We start from the raw sequence: 13,939 nt of genomic DNA on the forward strand, positions 1-13,939 counted from the left end.
CTCCACCTCCGGCAAGTCAATCCCAAAGTACTCCGCCAACAGCCCCCGCAACGCGCGCCGGTCTTCCAGTTCAAACCTGTGCGGCGTATTCCCGCGCCAGATCGTGGCATCCCGGTTCATCACCGTCACGCGCCCTTCGTCGGTCAATGACCGCATCAGGATGCGGTTCATGAACGGCGACGCCGGATACGTGCTCGTGTAGTGGTTCGCCATTTCGAAATCGATCGGGTAGTCCTGCTCCATCGTGGTAACCCAGGCGTCGACGGGCGTGTCGCTGCGTACCTGGGCGCGGAGTATCCAGCGATCTTCATCGCGCGCCATCCAGTGCAGTTCACCATCGATATTGGCTTGCGTGCCGTCCAGCGGCACAGGCACGCGAGGCGCCAGCCCGCCGAAACCCGGATCGATGACAAAGGTGCCCTCGGGCAGCGGCACCGTCAGGAACATGTGGGTGCGGGGCGCCTCGGGGCGCGGCGTCTGGATGATCACGCGCGACGAGTGGCGCGTGGGCTGAAAGCCAAGCCGCTCCAGCACGGCGGCAAACAACGTGGCGTGCTCAAAGCAGTAGCCGCCGCGGCGTGCGTGAACGAGCTTGTTCTGCAGGCTTTCCAGGTCGATGCGGATGCCGCGCCCGAGCAACACGTCGAGGTTCTCGAACGGAATGTGCCGCATGTGCGCGTGCACCAACTGCGCGAGCGTGTCGTAGCTGGGGCGGGTGCTGCCGCCCCACTGGATGCGGTTGAAGTAGGCATCCAGATTGAGTTGCGATGTCACGTGCTGTCTCCTTGTGCGCCGGGGGCGACGCAACGTCAGCCCTCTTTGCGGCGGCGGAATTGCTGTTCGGTTACGGTGCTGCCCCACTGCGTGCCGGCTTCTTCCTGCGTGAGTTGAAAGCCGAACGATTCGTAGAGGTGGCGGGCGGCATCCAGGCCCTTGAAGGTGTTGAGGTAGGTCTCGTCAAAGCGCTCATCGACAAAGCGCATGGCTTGCGACATGAGCTTACGGCCAACGCCGGTGCCACGTAGTGAATCATCCACGATGAACCAGCGCAGGTGTGCAACGCGCGTGTCCGGGTCGCCGTCAATGGCGAGGGATGCAAGGCTGCGGCCATTTTCCACGCATAGCCAGAGCGCCTTCTTGGCGTCGGGCAGGGATTGCGCAAAGTCGGCCAGCTCCTTGGCGACGCGGCGCTCGAAGAACACGCCAAACCCCCAGTGCTGCGCATAGAACCGGCCATGCAGGCTGGCGATATCGCCAATGCAGCCGGGCACGTAGCCTTGCACGATCTGGGGGCCGGCATCGGCGGGAGGTTGCGCCGGCTTGTGGTCGTTGTCATCAGCCAGCGCGCTGACGTATTGCGACAGCGAAGCGACGAGTCGTTGCTGATCTGCCGGCGTCAGGTGTCGCAGCGCATTGGAGACTTGGCTGGAAGCAAAGGCGTCGATCTTGCGCCGCAGTTGCTGGCCGTCTTTGGTGAGGTGCAGTTCGGAAGATCGGGCGTCGTCTGCGCAGGTGCGGCGTTCGACCAGCCCGGCGGATTCCAGCCGGGTGACCTGACGGCTGGTGCTGGATTTATCCAGCCGCAGGCGTTCGGCCAAGTCGCGTGCCTGGATGCCGGGCGTGCCGGCAATCTCCAGGATCGCGTGCACCGCAGACGGCGGCAGATCGCTTTCAGCCAGCGTGTTGCGCATGAAGCCGAGTTCGCGAACGAGCTTGCGCGAGATCTCCCGCAGTTCGCGGATGGTCTGCTCGCGTGATTGCGTGGGCGCTTCAATGAAATCCACACCGGCCTCGACTAGTTGTTTCGCGCAACCAATATAGTTGCACGAAACAACCTTTTCAAGACTCGGCGGTGCCGTGGCGGGCAGCGCCTAAGAGACTTGTCGCCGGTGCTCAGGCAAACGCAGGCCGACCGGCTCCATCCGACAGACGGAATACCGACACCGCGCGGCGCAGCGTCGTCGCCTGTTCTTCCAGCGATTGCGCTGCCGCTGCAGCCTGCTCGACCAACGCGGCGTTCTGCTGCGTGACTTCGTCCATCTGCGTGACGGCCTGGTTGACCTGCTCGATGCCCCGGCTTTGCTCGGCAGAGGCGGCGGCAATCTCGGCCACGATCTCCGATACGCGGCGGATGGCCTCTTTCACTTCGCTCATGGTCTCACCCACCGCAGCCGCCTGTTGCGAGCCCGCCTGCACCACGGCAACGGAATCGCCAATCAGCCCCTTGATCTCCTTGGCGGCAGAGGCCGAGCGTTGCGCAAGCGTGCGCACCTCGCTGGCAACGACGGCAAAGCCCCTGCCCTGCTCGCCAGCGCGCGCGGCTTCCACTGCGGCATTCAACGCGAGGATGTTGGTCTGGAAGGCGATGCCTTCAATCAGCCCCGTGATCTCGGAGATCTTGCCCGAGCTGGTGCTGATCTGGTCAATCGTGCCGACCATGGCCTGCACGGCCTCGTTGCCCGCCTGCGCGATGGTGCTGGCGCTGGCGGCCAAGCTGTCGGCCTGGGCGGCGTTCTCGGCGTTCTGTTTCACGGTCTCGGTCAACTGCGTCATGCTCGACGCGGTTTCCTCAAGCGATGCGGCCTGCTGTTCCGTGCGGGCAGACAGATCAATGTTGCCGGCTGCAATTTCCTTGGAAGCCACCGTCACGGATTCGGCCGATACCTTGATGCCGCGCACCGTCTCGGTCAACTGTCGATCCATCGAGCGCAGTGCGGCCAGCAGCTCACCAAACTCGCCCTGCGTGTCGATCACGATGTTGTTTTCCAACCGCCCGCCGGCAATGTGATTGGCAACGTCCACCGCGCGGCTCAGCGGGCGAGAGATCGCGCGCAGCAGATACCAGCACATGCCCACGCCCACCGCAAACCCAGCGCACACCAGCACAACAGCCATGGTGAAGATGGAGTGGTAGGTGGCTTCGCTGTCATCGACAGCCAACTTGGCCTGCTGCAGGTTGATGGCAATGTCCTTTGCGAGCAGGTCGCTCACGGCTTGTCCAGAACGGGCGTGGCGGTTGATGATTTGCGCGGCCACGTCGTGCTGGCCTGCCTGCAGCGCTTCAATCGCTTCGTTCGTGGCCGTGTTGAATTGCGGCAGGGCATCGTTGACCTTGCTGGCGACATCGCGTTCCTGTTCGCTCGTCACGCTGGCGGGGTAGTACTGCTTCCACGCGCCATTGATCTGATCCAGATCCGTGCGGATGGTGCGCACGGCCGCTGCAACTTGCGCGGCATCGTCAGTGAAGACCTGCGCGCGCCGCAGTTGCAGGCGTATGTCCAGCTGGGCCGTCCGAAGCTCGGCAAGCTGCGCGATGGGCAGCGTGTTGCTGGTATATGCGGCGTTAATGTTGGCGTTCAGGCGCATCAGGCCGCGTACCCCAAACACACCGGTGGCCAGCAGCAGCACCAGACACAGACCAAACGCCCCGAGCAACTTGAAGCGCACCGAATGCACGATAGACGGCATGATTTCCCCCCGACTTGTTTATCCGGAGGCACGTGCCCCGGATTTATGGATGTTCTACATCTGCATATCGGTAGGCCGCGAAATACCTTAAGTGCGTGAGTCAAAGCGCCCGCATCGCGCCCTGCATCGGTGCATGCATTGGCGGTTCGGGTGCATTGGGGGAGACATTCGAGGGTCGGTCCGTACGTGTGACGGACCGACTGCGAGCAGCACGAGCGCGCGTGCCTAGTTGAACGGCGGCATGGCGTGCGACCGCATGACGATGGCCGACGGCGCTGCGTCCTTGGTCGTTTCATTCGGGCGCCGCACAGGCTTGTGCGGGCTGGACGGCGGCACCGACACCCCGCGTTGCGCGCGCCCCAGAAAACGCTGCATGAGGCAGAACACGCACAGCAACACCCCAATGGCGATGCGCGCCCACCAGGAGCTGAGCGTGCCGTCAAAGGTGATCAATGACTGGATGACGCCCAGCAACAGCACGCCCACCACGCTGCCACTGATGAGGCCCACGCCGCCGGTAAGCAACGTGCCGCCGACCACGGTGGCGGCAATGGCGTCCAGCTCCATGCCCTGTGCATGCAGCCCGTAGCCGGAGAGCATGTAGAACGTGACCAGCACACCGCCCAGTGCCGAGCAGAAACCGCTGAGCACATAGACGAGGATGCGCGTGCGCGCCACCGGCAAGCCCATCAGCAAGGCGGAGCGTTCATTGCCGCCCAACGCATAGACCGTGCGCCCGAAGCGGCTGCAATGCGCGAGCCACGCCGCAGCGGCAAACACCACCAGCGCAATCACCACGCTGGGCGACACGTAGTTGCCGCCGCCCACCTGGATCTTGTATTGCGACAGCGTGGTGTAGATCGGGTCGGTAATGCTGATCGAATCAATGCTGATGAGGTAGCACAGCCCCCGCGCGAGGAACATGCCGCCCAGCGTGACGATAAACGGCTGGATGCGGAACACCTGGATCAGCACGCCCATCATCAAGCCGAACAGGCACCCGACAGCGAGCACCAGCGGCACCACCACGCCAATCGACCAGCCATGATGTTCGACCAGCGCGGCGGAAATCATGGTGGTCAGCGCCACCACCGCCCCCACAGACAGGTCGATGCCACCCGACAGAATGACGAACGTCATGCCGATGGCAACAACCATCAGAAACGCGTTGTCGATCAGCAGATTGAGAAACACCTGCACGCTGAAGAAGCCCGTGTAAGTCACAGACCCAAAGCCGAACAGCAGCGCAAACAGGAACAGCGTGACGTAGAACGGCAAGCGCCGTGGATTGACTCTCATGACTGCGCCCCTGCACGGCTTTGGCGTTGAAAGAACATGCCGCGAAACGCCTCCGATTGCGCCAGGCACACGGCAAACACCACCACGGCTTTCACGACGAGGTTGATCTCGGGCGGCACGCCCATCGAGTAGATCGCATAGGTGAGCGTCTGGATGATGAGCGCGCCGATCACGCTGCCCCACAGGCTGAACTTGCCGCCCACCAGCGAGGTACCGCCCAGCGTGACGGCAAGGATGGCGTCAAGCTCCAGCAGCAGCCCGGCGTTATTGCCGTCCGCGCTCTTGACGTTCGAACAGATGATGAGTCCGGCAATGCCGGCCATGGCACCGCAGAACCCGTAGATGCCAAACAGCAGCGCCTTGGTGTTGAGCCCCGCAAGCCGCGCGGCCACCGGGTTGATGCCGACGGCCTCGATAAACAGGCCCAGCGCCGTGCGATGCATCAACAACAGCAGCAGGCCCAGCACAGCGGCCGCGATGTACAGCCCGAACGGCAGCCCAAACAGATAGCCGTTGCCCACAAAGAAGAACGGCTCGTAGTAGACGGTGATGATCTGCCCGCCGGTAATGAGCTGCGCCACGCCGCGCCCGGCCACCATCAGGATCAGCGTGGCAATGATGGGCTGCATGCCTGCACCGGCCACCAGCAAGCCATTCCACAGGCCGCACACCAGCGCTGCGCCCACGGCAGCCAACAGCGCCAGCAGCAGCGGCACCTTGGTCACATACACGGGCAAGCCGTTCTGCACTACCAACGTGCCGCCGATGAGCGATGCGGCAATGGCACCGGAAATGGCCACCACCGCGCCCACTGAAATATCGATGCCGCCCACGGCAATCACCAGCGTCATGCCCAGGGATATGAGCATCAGCGGCGCGGCACGGTTGAGGATGTCGATCAGGCTGCCGTAGAGGTGTCCGCCGCGGATGTCGAGGTGAAAGAAATGCGGGTTGAACCACGCGTTGAGCAGACACAGCAGGAGGAGCGTCACGCACGGCCAGAACAATCGGTGGCCGGTGAGCGCTCGCAGGTTGGCGGAGTTCATGCGGCGCCTCCGGTGGTGGTGGACTGGGTGGTGGACCGGCTGGCGGGCACGTCGCCGCCGGCAATCACGTGGCACAGGTTGTCTTCGGTCACATCGGGGCCGGCAAGCTCGCCCACCTTCTTGCGATCGCGCAGGATGGCCAGCCGGTGGCTCACACGCAGCACTTCCGGCAGCTCGCTGGAAATGAACAGGATGGCCATGCCCTTGCGGCACTGCGCGGTCACCAGGTCCATGATGTCGAGCTTGGCGGCAATGTCGATGCCGCGCGTGGGCTCATCCAGGATCAGCATGGCCGGGTCGGTCGCCAGCCAGCGTGCGAGCACGGCTTTCTGCTGGTTGCCACCCGAGAGCTGGCCGATCGGCTTTTCAGCGTCGGGCGTCTTGATGCCCAGTTGGGCGATGTACTGGTCGGCAATTTCGCGCTGGCGCTTCTTGGGCAGATAGCGGAACAGCCCACGCTTGGCCTGCAGCGCGAGGATGATGTTCTCGCGAATTGACAGCTCGGCAATGATGCCCTCGGTCTTGCGGTCTTCCGGGCAGAAGCCGATGCCCTGCCGGATGGCGTCACGCGGGGAGCTGAACTGATGCGACTGGCCCTGCACGTTGATCGAGCCCGCATCGTTGCGATCCACGCCGAACAGCAGGCGCGCGGTCTCGGTGCGGCCCGAGCCCAGCAGGCCGCCCAGGCCCAGCACCTGCCCGGGGCGCACGTCCAGATCGAGCGGCTGCACGACGCCACGGCGGCCCATGCCGCGCGCGGTCAGGAACGCTGGCGCGGTGTCATCCACCGGCGGCACCTCGGTGCGCTCGAAGCGGCTTGCATCAATGTCGCGCCCGACCATCTTGTTGATCAATTGCAGTTGCGGCAGATCGCGCGCAGCGTATTCGCCTTCCAGCCGGCCGTTGCGCAGCACGGTAATGCGGTCGGCAATGGCGTAGGTCTGCTCCAGAAAATGCGTGACGAACAGCACGGCCATGCCGCGCGCCTTGAGCGTGCGAATGGCTGCAAACAGGCGCGCCACTTCGTCGTCGTCCAGGCTGGAGGTCGGTTCGTCCAGGATCAGGATGCGGGCTTCGGTGGATAGCGCGCGCGCAATTGCCACCATCTGCTGAATGGCCACCGGATACAGCGACAGCGGCAGCGTCACGTCAATGTGGATGTTCAGATCGGCCAGCAGCGCCTGCGCGGCGCGGTTGGTGGCGCGCCAGTCGATGCTGCCCATGCGCATGGGGAAGCGGCCGATGTGGATGTTCTCGGCCACGGTCAGGTTGGGGCAGAGATTGACCTCCTGATACACCGTGCTGATACCGAGCTTTTGCGCCTCCAGCGGCGAGCCCGGAGCGATGGGCTGACCGCCGAGCAGGATCTCGCCTGCATCGGGCGCCTCCACACCGGTCAACACCTTGATGAGCGTCGATTTGCCGGCGCCGTTCTGCCCCATCAAGGCATGCACTTCACCGGGAAACAAGCGGAAATCGACCCCGGCCAGCGCCTGCACGCCAGGAAAGTTCTTGGAGATGCCGCGCATGTGCAGCAACGCGCCACGGGCATCTGACGCGGCGGCATGATCAACGTGATCCGACATGGATGTCACCTGTTGATGGTGCATGCCGGCAAGGCGGAGTCACCCGCCCTGCCGGCATGCTCCAGTTCAGCAAAGGGCTTGCGAACGCAGCTCAGTACTCACTCAGTACTTGCGGTTCGGAAACTCCTTGGCCGCCACGTCCATCGGGAAGATGCCTTCCTTGGTGACGATGCGCTTGGGCACGGTCTTGCCCGCCAGCACGGCGCGCGCGGTATCCATCAGTTGCGGCCCGAGCAGCGGGCTGCATTCCACCGTGACGTTCAGCTTGCCGGCCATCATGGCTTCAAACGCGCCCTTCACGCCGTCGATGGAGATGATGGTGATGTCCTTGCCCGGCTTGAGGCCGGCCTCTTCAATGGCCTGGATGGCGCCAATCGCCATGTCGTCGTTATGCGCAAACAGCACGTTGATCTTCTTGCCCTCGGCCTTGAGGAAGGCTTCCATCACCTCCTTGCCCTTGGCGCGGGTGAAGTCGCCCGTTTGCGAGCGGATGATCTTGTAGTGCGGATCGGCCTTGATGATTTCCTCAAAGCCACGCTTGCGGTCGATCGCGGGCGCAGAGCCAACGGTGCCTTGCAGCTCGACGATGTTCACGTCGCCGCCCTTGGGCTTGACGTTCTCAAGCAGCCAGCGGCCCGCCTTGCGGCCTTCCTCGACGAAATCCGAACCGATGAAGGTGGTGTAGAGCGAGGGGTCCTTGCTGTCGATACCCCGGTCAGTGAGGATGACCGGAATCTTGGCGGCCTTGGCCTCTTGCAGCACGGTGTCCCAACCGGATTCCACCACTGGCGAGAACGCAATGATGTCGACCTTCTGCGCGATATACGAGCGGATCGCCTTGATCTGGTTTTCCTGCTTCTGCTGCGCGTCGGAGAACTTGAGGTTCACGCCCTGCGCCTTGGCCGTCGATTTGATGGATTCCGAATTGGCGGTGCGCCATTCGCTCTCTGCACCCACCTGGGCAAAGCCCATGGTGAACGACTTGTCAGCCGCGTGAGCCACTGTGGTAAAGCCCGTGACCAGCAGCACGCCGGCTGCGGCCAGGAAGGTCAACACGGTCCGTCTGGCGCTCGCAGCGCTCGTTTTTTCCATCGTTTGTCTCCGTTATGGTGGGACGCAGCCGGTGACTGCCCCCGGGGCTGCGCACGTCGTCTTTGCAACGCGGTACACGAGTCAAATCCGGCATGTGGCGCCCGTCTTCCCTTGCCGGTGATTCGTGGTGAGCCATGGTATTGACTGCCTGACATGACCGTCTAATGTTTTTTTGGGGGCCAACTGATATCGCTTTTGATATCAGACAGGGCGGTTGAACATCGTGCAGCGCACCAAAATCGCGCGCAGCGATGGCAGCCGCGCAGCCTGCTCAGCGAGATTCCGCCAGCGATGCCGCCACGTGCGAGAACGCCACGCGCTGGCGTCGGAAGTCATTGGGCGACAGGCCCTGGCGGCGGCGGAAGACCAGCGCAAAGTGGCTCGCGCTCTCAAAGCCCACCGCGGTTGCGATCTCCAGGACGGACATGCGCGTCTCGGTCAGCAGACGGCTGGCAAGTTGCAGGCGGCGCTCGGTCACGTACTGGTGCGGCGTGCGGCCGCTGGCTTCTTTGAAGCTGCGAGCGAAGTGATGCACGCTCAAGTCAGCAATGTCGGCCATGTCGCGCACGCTGATGGGCTGCGTCACGTTGGCTTCCACAAACTCCATCACGCGGCGCAGGACGTGCGCGGGTAGCGATGCGCGTGTGGCGATCTCCTTGTTGCGCTGCGCGCTGTCGCGGGCCTCTTCCAGATGCGTGCAGGCACGCACGATGATGCGCATGGCGCCACCCATCACCGTGTCGTTCATCCAGGCGCGATCGGTCTTGGATGAAGACAGGCTGCAGAAGACGATCCAGGTGGAGCGCGGCGTCATCTGATGGCGCAATGGTGCGCCCCACACGATGCCGCTATTCAGGTTGAAGCGCGCCAGGTCGGTAAAGAAGGTTTCGATGCGAGGGTCGGCACATACGCGCTCACGCAGGTAAGGGATGTCCCATGCCAGGGGCAAGCCGCAGTCCCCCTGCAGAGCGATGCGCGGGTCGATCTCGAAATGGCGCTGCTCCAGATAGCGCTCTTCCCACCCGGCGGGGGAATTGGTGTTGTAGAGCACGCGTTGCTCGCCCCGCTGCTTGCCCGCCTCGCCGATGTATTCCATCAGGCCAAACGAGAGCCACTCGAAGTCGACGTCGTGCATGGCTTGCCGCAATGTGTCAGCAAAGCCGGCGGAAAAATCTTGCAGGCGTGCGCCCTGGTCCATCACCCGTATCCGTTGTTTTCGTGCGCCGTCTGAGACGCGGCGCTCCGTACATCTGATGCCGGCCCACGTGCACGGCGCGCGGGTGGCCCAAAACAATCTCGCAACTATAGCGGCGGCGTATGCCAGAAACCGAGCATGCATATCGAAAAAGCTTCGTTCCGCTGCATACGTCTGCTTTTTACACTGGGCGCACTTGTTATGACGAGTTCCGTGCCCGATGACGACCTCTAATCTGCACCGCCAACCGGCCCTGCCGCTCTATGAGCGCATCAAGGGCGCGCTGCGCGAGGGCATTCTCAACGGCCACTACGCGCCGGCATCGTTGCTGCCCTCAGAAGCGGCTCTGGGCGCGCATTTCAACGCCAGCCGCATCACCGTGCGTCAGGCGTTGGCCGATCTGCAAAACGAAGGGCTGATCTTCCGCCGCCACGGAAAAGGCTCGTTTGTGAGCCAGCCAAAGGCGTTTCAGAACGTGACGGCGCTGCAGGGCTTTGCAGAGGCGATGTCGGCACAAGGTCACGCCATTCGCAACCGCGTGCTGAAGCTGCAAACGGTGCCTGCGCCAACCGATGTGGCGCAGGCGCTGCAACTGGCCCCCGATACGGCCGTCACGGAATTGCATCGCGTGCGGTTGCTGGATCAGGTGCCGGTGTCGCTTGAGGTGACGTGGCTGCCGGACGCACTTGGCAGCATCGTCGCCCGGGCGGACCTCGTCACGCGCGATGTGTTCCTTGTGCTGGAGCAGGACGCAGGTGTAGCGCTCGGCCACGCCACGCTGGCCCTCGATGCGGCGTTGGCTGACCACGTCACCGCCACCGCAATCGACACGGGCGCAGGCGCAGCGCTGCTGCGTGTGGAGCGCCTGACGCATGACGCACAAGGCACGCCCATCGACTTTGAACGCCTCTATTTTCGCGGCGACGCCTTCCAGTACCGGCTTCGGCTGGACCGGCACGTGGCGGCGCACGCGCAATCCATCCTCCCTTTGCAAGGCACCGTATGAACACGCTGGAACTGGAGTACGACCTCGTCGTCGTAGGCGGCGGCACGGCCGGCCCGATGGCGGCCATCAAGGCAAAAGAACGCAACCCCGCGCTGCGCGTGCTGCTGATCGACAAGGCGCACGTGAAACGCAGCGGCGCCATCTCGATGGGCATGGATGGGCTGAACAACGCGGTCATTCCGGGGCATGCCACGCCGGAGCAATACACGCGCGAAATCACGCTGGCCAACGATGGCATCGTCGATCAATCGGGCGTGTATGCCTATGCGCAGCACAGCTTTGCCACCATCGAGCAGCTCGACCGCTGGGGCGTGAAGTTCGAGAAAGACGAAACCGGCGACTACGCCGTCAAGAAGGTCCATCACATGGGCAGCTACGTGCTGCCGATGCCCGAGGGGCACGACATCAAGAAGGTGCTGTATCGGCAGCTCAAGCGTGCACGGGTGGAGATCACGAACCGCATTGTCGTCACGCGTGTGCTGACGGATGCCGATGGGGCGGCCTGCGGCGTGCTCGGTTTCGACTGCCGCACGGCAGATTTTCTCGTGGTGCGTGCAAAGGCCGTGGTGCTGAGTTGCGGTGCGGCTGGACGGCTTGGTTTGCCGTCGTCCGGCTACCTGATGGGCACGTACGAGAACCCGACGAACGCCGGCGATGGCTACGCGATGGCGTATCACGCGGGCGCAGAGCTTTCCAACCTGGAATGCTTCCAGATCAACCCGCTCATCAAGGATTACAACGGCCCCGCGTGTGCGTATGTGACCGGCCCGCTGGGCGGCTACACCGCCAACGCCCGCGGCGAGCGCTTCATCCAGTGCGACTACTGGAGCGGCCAGATGATGTGGGAGTTCTACCGGGAGCTGCAGGGCGGCAAGGGCCCGGTGTTTCTCAAGCTCGACCACCTGGCCGAAGAAACCATCCAGACCATCGAGACCATCCTGCACACCAACGAGCGCCCCAGCCGCGGCCGCTTCCATGCCGGACGCGGCACCGATTACCGCACGCAGATGGTGGAGATGCACATCTCTGAAATCGGCTTCTGCAGCGGGCACAGCGCGTCTGGCGTGTATGTGAATGCGCGAGCGGAAACCACCGTGCCGGGCCTTTACGCGGCGGGCGACATGGCCGCGGTGCCGCACAACTACATGCTCGGCGCGTTCACGTATGGCTGGTTTGCGGGGCAAAACGCGGCGGGCTACATCGCCGCCCGGCAAGCCGACGCCCGCATCGACGACGAACAGATCGCCCGCGAGCGCGCGCGCATCTTTGCGCCGCTGCAGCGCGATCATGGCCTGGCTCCCGCGCAGGTGGAATACAAGCTGCGCCGCATGGTGAACGATTACCTGCAGCCACCCAAGGTCACGCGCAAGATGGAGATCGGCCTGCGCCGCTTCGACGAAATTGCCGAAGACATCACGCACTTGCACGCGCGCAACCCGCACGAACTGATGCGCGCGATGGAAGTCAGCTTCATCCGTGATTGCGCAGAGATGGCCGTGCGCGCTTCGCTCTTCCGCACGGAAAGCCGCTGGGGCCTGTATCACCACCGCGTGGACTACCCCGAACGCGACGACGCCAACTGGTTCTGCCACACGCGCTTGTACAAAGACGCGCACGGCGCCATGGCCAGCCGCAAGCAGGCCATCGAACCGTACGTCATCCCTGTCGACGTGCTCGGCACCGATTCCTACGCGCACCTGCGCATTCCGAAGGCTGCATGACCATGCAACAGACGACCGTTCATTTCACCCACACCCCGCACGACATCACCTCGCGCAGCAGCGCGCCCGTCACCATCGACGAAGCCAAATGCATTGCCGACAAAGGCTGCACGGTGTGCGTCGACGTCTGCCCGCTCGACCTGCTCGCCATCGATCTGACCAAGGGCAAGGCCTTCATGCAATTCGACGAATGCTGGTACTGCATGCCCTGCGAGCAGGATTGCCCGACCGGCGCGGTGAAGGTCGATATCCCGTATCTGCTGCGTTGAGGTGACGATGACGACAACCCTCCTGGCGCGCCTGCACAACGCGGATGCCGCAACCCGCCGCGTTGCCCTCCTCCAGCTTGCCGATGCGGAAGACGCCGACGTCTTGCCCAACGCGATTGCGCTGCTTGCGCACGACCCCGCGCCGGAGGTCCGCCTGGAAGCCGCGCGCATCCTCGCGACGTGGGAGCAGCCGGATACGGTGGCCGCACTCGCCCGTGCGTTGGAAGACGCGGATGCCGCAGTGCGCGACGCCGCAGCACTCGGCCTTGGAGATTTGAAATCGCCCGACTCCGCGGCTGCGCTGTTGCCTTACGTAGACCACGCGAGCGCCTTTGTCCGCGCCGCCACGTTGCGTGGGCTTCGTGAGTTGCGCGTGCCCGAGAGCGAAGCGCCCGCACTGCACGCCTTGCAGGACGCCGACGCCGCCGTGCGCCGTGAGGCCGTAGCGGTGCTCGGCTGGCGCAAGCATGTGGGCGCATTGCCTGCGTTGGCGGAACGCGCGCGACATGACGCAGATGCCGAGGTGCGACGTGCCGCAGTGGGTGCCCTCGGCCTTGCCACCGATGCCGCCGTACTGCCCGCGCTGCTAGATGCGCTGCACGACACCGCCTGGCGCGTGCGCGAGGAAAGCGCAAGCACGCTCGGCAAACTGCGGGCGCTCGCACCTGACTCGCACGTCACGCAAGCGCTGGTCGAGGCGTTGGCCGATTCGTATTGGCAAGTCCGCCTGCAGGCGGCCCGCGCGCTTGGCCGGTGGCGCGCCGCGCATGCCGTCGATGCGCTCGCCGCGCTGCTCGCGCACCCGATCAGCAACCTGCGCAAGGAAGCTGCACTCGCGCTGGGAGAGATCGGCGAAGTCTCTGCCCTGCCCGCCCTACGCAGCGCAGAAACCGATAGCGACCCGGAAGTCGTCAAGGCCGTGCGAATCGCATTGGCACAGATCGAGGGCGCCCGTGCAGCCGCCTGAGCACATCGACAACGACATCGCACAAGGCCGGTTGCGCCTGCACTGGGCGGACGCGGTTGTCGCACTCGACCACGCTGCATTGCGCGAGGCGTGCCGCTGTGCGGAGTGCCAGTTCAAACGCCATCACGGCACGCCGATCAACGTGCCGGCCGACGTGCGCGTCACCACCGTCGCGCCCGCTGGTTACGGCGTGCAACTGGTGTTCAGCGATGGGCATGCGCGCGGCATTTATCCGTGGGCGTATCTGGCGGCGATTGCTGCAACTGCAGTGGCGGGCTGACGTTGGCGGG

At 64.1% G+C, this 13,939-nt stretch carries 13 protein-coding genes; 5 read left to right on the forward strand and 8 right to left on the reverse strand.

The features are described from left to right. The 8 genes from ACCD03_RS20105 to ACCD03_RS20140 all read right to left on the reverse strand — a co-directional run. A partial coding sequence (locus ACCD03_RS20105) for an arylamine N-acetyltransferase family protein (RefSeq protein ID WP_413412671.1) occupies positions 1 to 774 on the reverse strand: 774 nt, incomplete at its 3' end. Positions 775 to 809: 35 nt separating this feature from the next. Then, on the reverse strand, positions 810 to 1,784 hold the full coding sequence (locus ACCD03_RS20110) for a helix-turn-helix domain-containing GNAT family N-acetyltransferase (RefSeq protein WP_413412672.1): 975 nt from the start codon (positions 1,782 to 1,784) through the stop codon (positions 810 to 812). A 109-nt stretch (positions 1,785 to 1,893) separates the two neighbouring features. After that, on the reverse strand, positions 1,894 to 3,468 hold the full coding sequence (locus ACCD03_RS20115) for a methyl-accepting chemotaxis protein (protein WP_045201877.1): 1,575 nt from the start codon (positions 3,466 to 3,468) through the stop codon (positions 1,894 to 1,896). 225 nt (positions 3,469 to 3,693) lie between these two features. Beyond that, positions 3,694 to 4,767 (reverse strand): galactofuranose ABC transporter, permease protein YjfF, encoded by a 1,074-nt coding sequence (gene yjfF, locus ACCD03_RS20120; protein WP_253534942.1) that lies wholly within the window; start codon positions 4,765 to 4,767, stop codon positions 3,694 to 3,696. Then, a complete protein-coding gene (locus tag ACCD03_RS20125; RefSeq protein WP_045201880.1) occupies positions 4,764 to 5,813 on the reverse strand; it encodes an ABC transporter permease in 1,050 nt (349 codons plus the stop codon). Before ACCD03_RS20125 ends, yjfF begins: the two co-directional genes overlap by 4 nt. Next, on the reverse strand, positions 5,810 to 7,399 hold the full coding sequence (locus tag ACCD03_RS20130) for a sugar ABC transporter ATP-binding protein (RefSeq protein ID WP_413412673.1): 1,590 nt from the start codon (positions 7,397 to 7,399) through the stop codon (positions 5,810 to 5,812). Before ACCD03_RS20130 ends, ACCD03_RS20125 begins: the two co-directional genes overlap by 4 nt. 102 nt (positions 7,400 to 7,501) lie before the next feature. After that, the gene (locus ACCD03_RS20135; protein ID WP_045201882.1) at positions 7,502 to 8,491 is read right to left on the reverse strand and encodes an ABC transporter substrate-binding protein; all 990 of its coding nucleotides are present in this window, start codon (positions 8,489 to 8,491) and stop codon (positions 7,502 to 7,504) included. A 271-nt stretch (positions 8,492 to 8,762) separates the two neighbouring features. Then, positions 8,763 to 9,689: a helix-turn-helix domain-containing protein gene (locus ACCD03_RS20140; RefSeq protein ID WP_413412674.1), complete on the reverse strand. Its 927-nt coding sequence runs from the start codon at positions 9,687 to 9,689 to the stop codon at positions 8,763 to 8,765. 217 nt (positions 9,690 to 9,906) lie between these two features. On the opposite strand from ACCD03_RS20140, the gene ACCD03_RS20145 reads away from it, so the two are divergent. The 5 genes from ACCD03_RS20145 to ACCD03_RS20165 are packed head-to-tail and all read left to right on the forward strand — an operon-like array spanning position 9,907 to position 13,929. Further along, entirely contained in the window at positions 9,907 to 10,692 is a 786-nt protein-coding gene (locus ACCD03_RS20145) for a GntR family transcriptional regulator (RefSeq protein WP_413412675.1), read from the forward strand. Beyond that, positions 10,689 to 12,413 carry a fumarate reductase/succinate dehydrogenase flavoprotein subunit gene (locus tag ACCD03_RS20150; RefSeq protein ID WP_413412676.1) on the forward strand — a complete coding sequence of 575 codons (1,725 nt, stop codon included), beginning with the start codon at positions 10,689 to 10,691 and terminating at the stop codon, positions 12,411 to 12,413. Before ACCD03_RS20145 ends, ACCD03_RS20150 begins: the two co-directional genes overlap by 4 nt. Positions 12,414 to 12,415: 2 nt before the next feature. Next, positions 12,416 to 12,682 carry a ferredoxin family protein gene (locus tag ACCD03_RS20155; RefSeq protein ID WP_004627681.1) on the forward strand — a complete coding sequence of 89 codons (267 nt, stop codon included), beginning with the start codon at positions 12,416 to 12,418 and terminating at the stop codon, positions 12,680 to 12,682. Positions 12,683 to 12,689: 7 nt separating this feature from the next. Continuing rightward, complete coding sequence (locus tag ACCD03_RS20160) at positions 12,690 to 13,649, forward strand: HEAT repeat domain-containing protein (RefSeq protein ID WP_413412677.1); 960 nt, start codon at positions 12,690 to 12,692, stop codon at positions 13,647 to 13,649. Next, the gene (locus ACCD03_RS20165; RefSeq protein WP_413412678.1) at positions 13,636 to 13,929 is read left to right on the forward strand and encodes a DUF971 domain-containing protein; all 294 of its coding nucleotides are present in this window, start codon (positions 13,636 to 13,638) and stop codon (positions 13,927 to 13,929) included. The genes ACCD03_RS20160 and ACCD03_RS20165 overlap by 14 nt, the downstream gene beginning before the upstream one ends. The last annotated feature ends 10 nt before the right edge of the window (positions 13,930 to 13,939 follow it).

Origin of the sequence: Ralstonia sp. Ralssp135, from assembly GCF_047304345.1 — a bacterium.
Lineage (GTDB): Bacteria > Pseudomonadota > Gammaproteobacteria > Burkholderiales > Burkholderiaceae > Ralstonia > Ralstonia chuxiongensis.

Excerpts from the sequence above, each read along its gene's own strand:
- ACCD03_RS20115 (WP_045201877.1), bottom strand. The coding sequence starts at position 3,468 with ATGCCGTCTATCGTGCATTCGGTGCGCTTCAAGTTGCTCGGGGCGTTT.
- yjfF (WP_253534942.1), bottom strand. The coding sequence starts at position 4,767 with ATGAGAGTCAATCCACGGCGCTTGCCGTTCTACGTCACGCTGTTCCTG.
- ACCD03_RS20125 (WP_045201880.1), bottom strand. The coding sequence starts at position 5,813 with ATGAACTCCGCCAACCTGCGAGCGCTCACCGGCCACCGATTGTTCTGG.
- ACCD03_RS20130 (WP_413412673.1), bottom strand. The coding sequence starts at position 7,399 with ATGTCGGATCACGTTGATCATGCCGCCGCGTCAGATGCCCGTGGCGCG.
- ACCD03_RS20135 (WP_045201882.1), bottom strand. The coding sequence starts at position 8,491 with ATGGAAAAAACGAGCGCTGCGAGCGCCAGACGGACCGTGTTGACCTTC.
- ACCD03_RS20140 (WP_413412674.1), bottom strand. The coding sequence starts at position 9,689 with ATGGACCAGGGCGCACGCCTGCAAGATTTTTCCGCCGGCTTTGCTGAC.
- ACCD03_RS20145 (WP_413412675.1), top strand. The coding sequence starts at position 9,907 with ATGACGACCTCTAATCTGCACCGCCAACCGGCCCTGCCGCTCTATGAG.
- ACCD03_RS20150 (WP_413412676.1), top strand. The coding sequence starts at position 10,689 with ATGAACACGCTGGAACTGGAGTACGACCTCGTCGTCGTAGGCGGCGGC.
- ACCD03_RS20155 (WP_004627681.1), top strand. The coding sequence starts at position 12,416 with ATGCAACAGACGACCGTTCATTTCACCCACACCCCGCACGACATCACC.
- ACCD03_RS20160 (WP_413412677.1), top strand. The coding sequence starts at position 12,690 with ATGACGACAACCCTCCTGGCGCGCCTGCACAACGCGGATGCCGCAACC.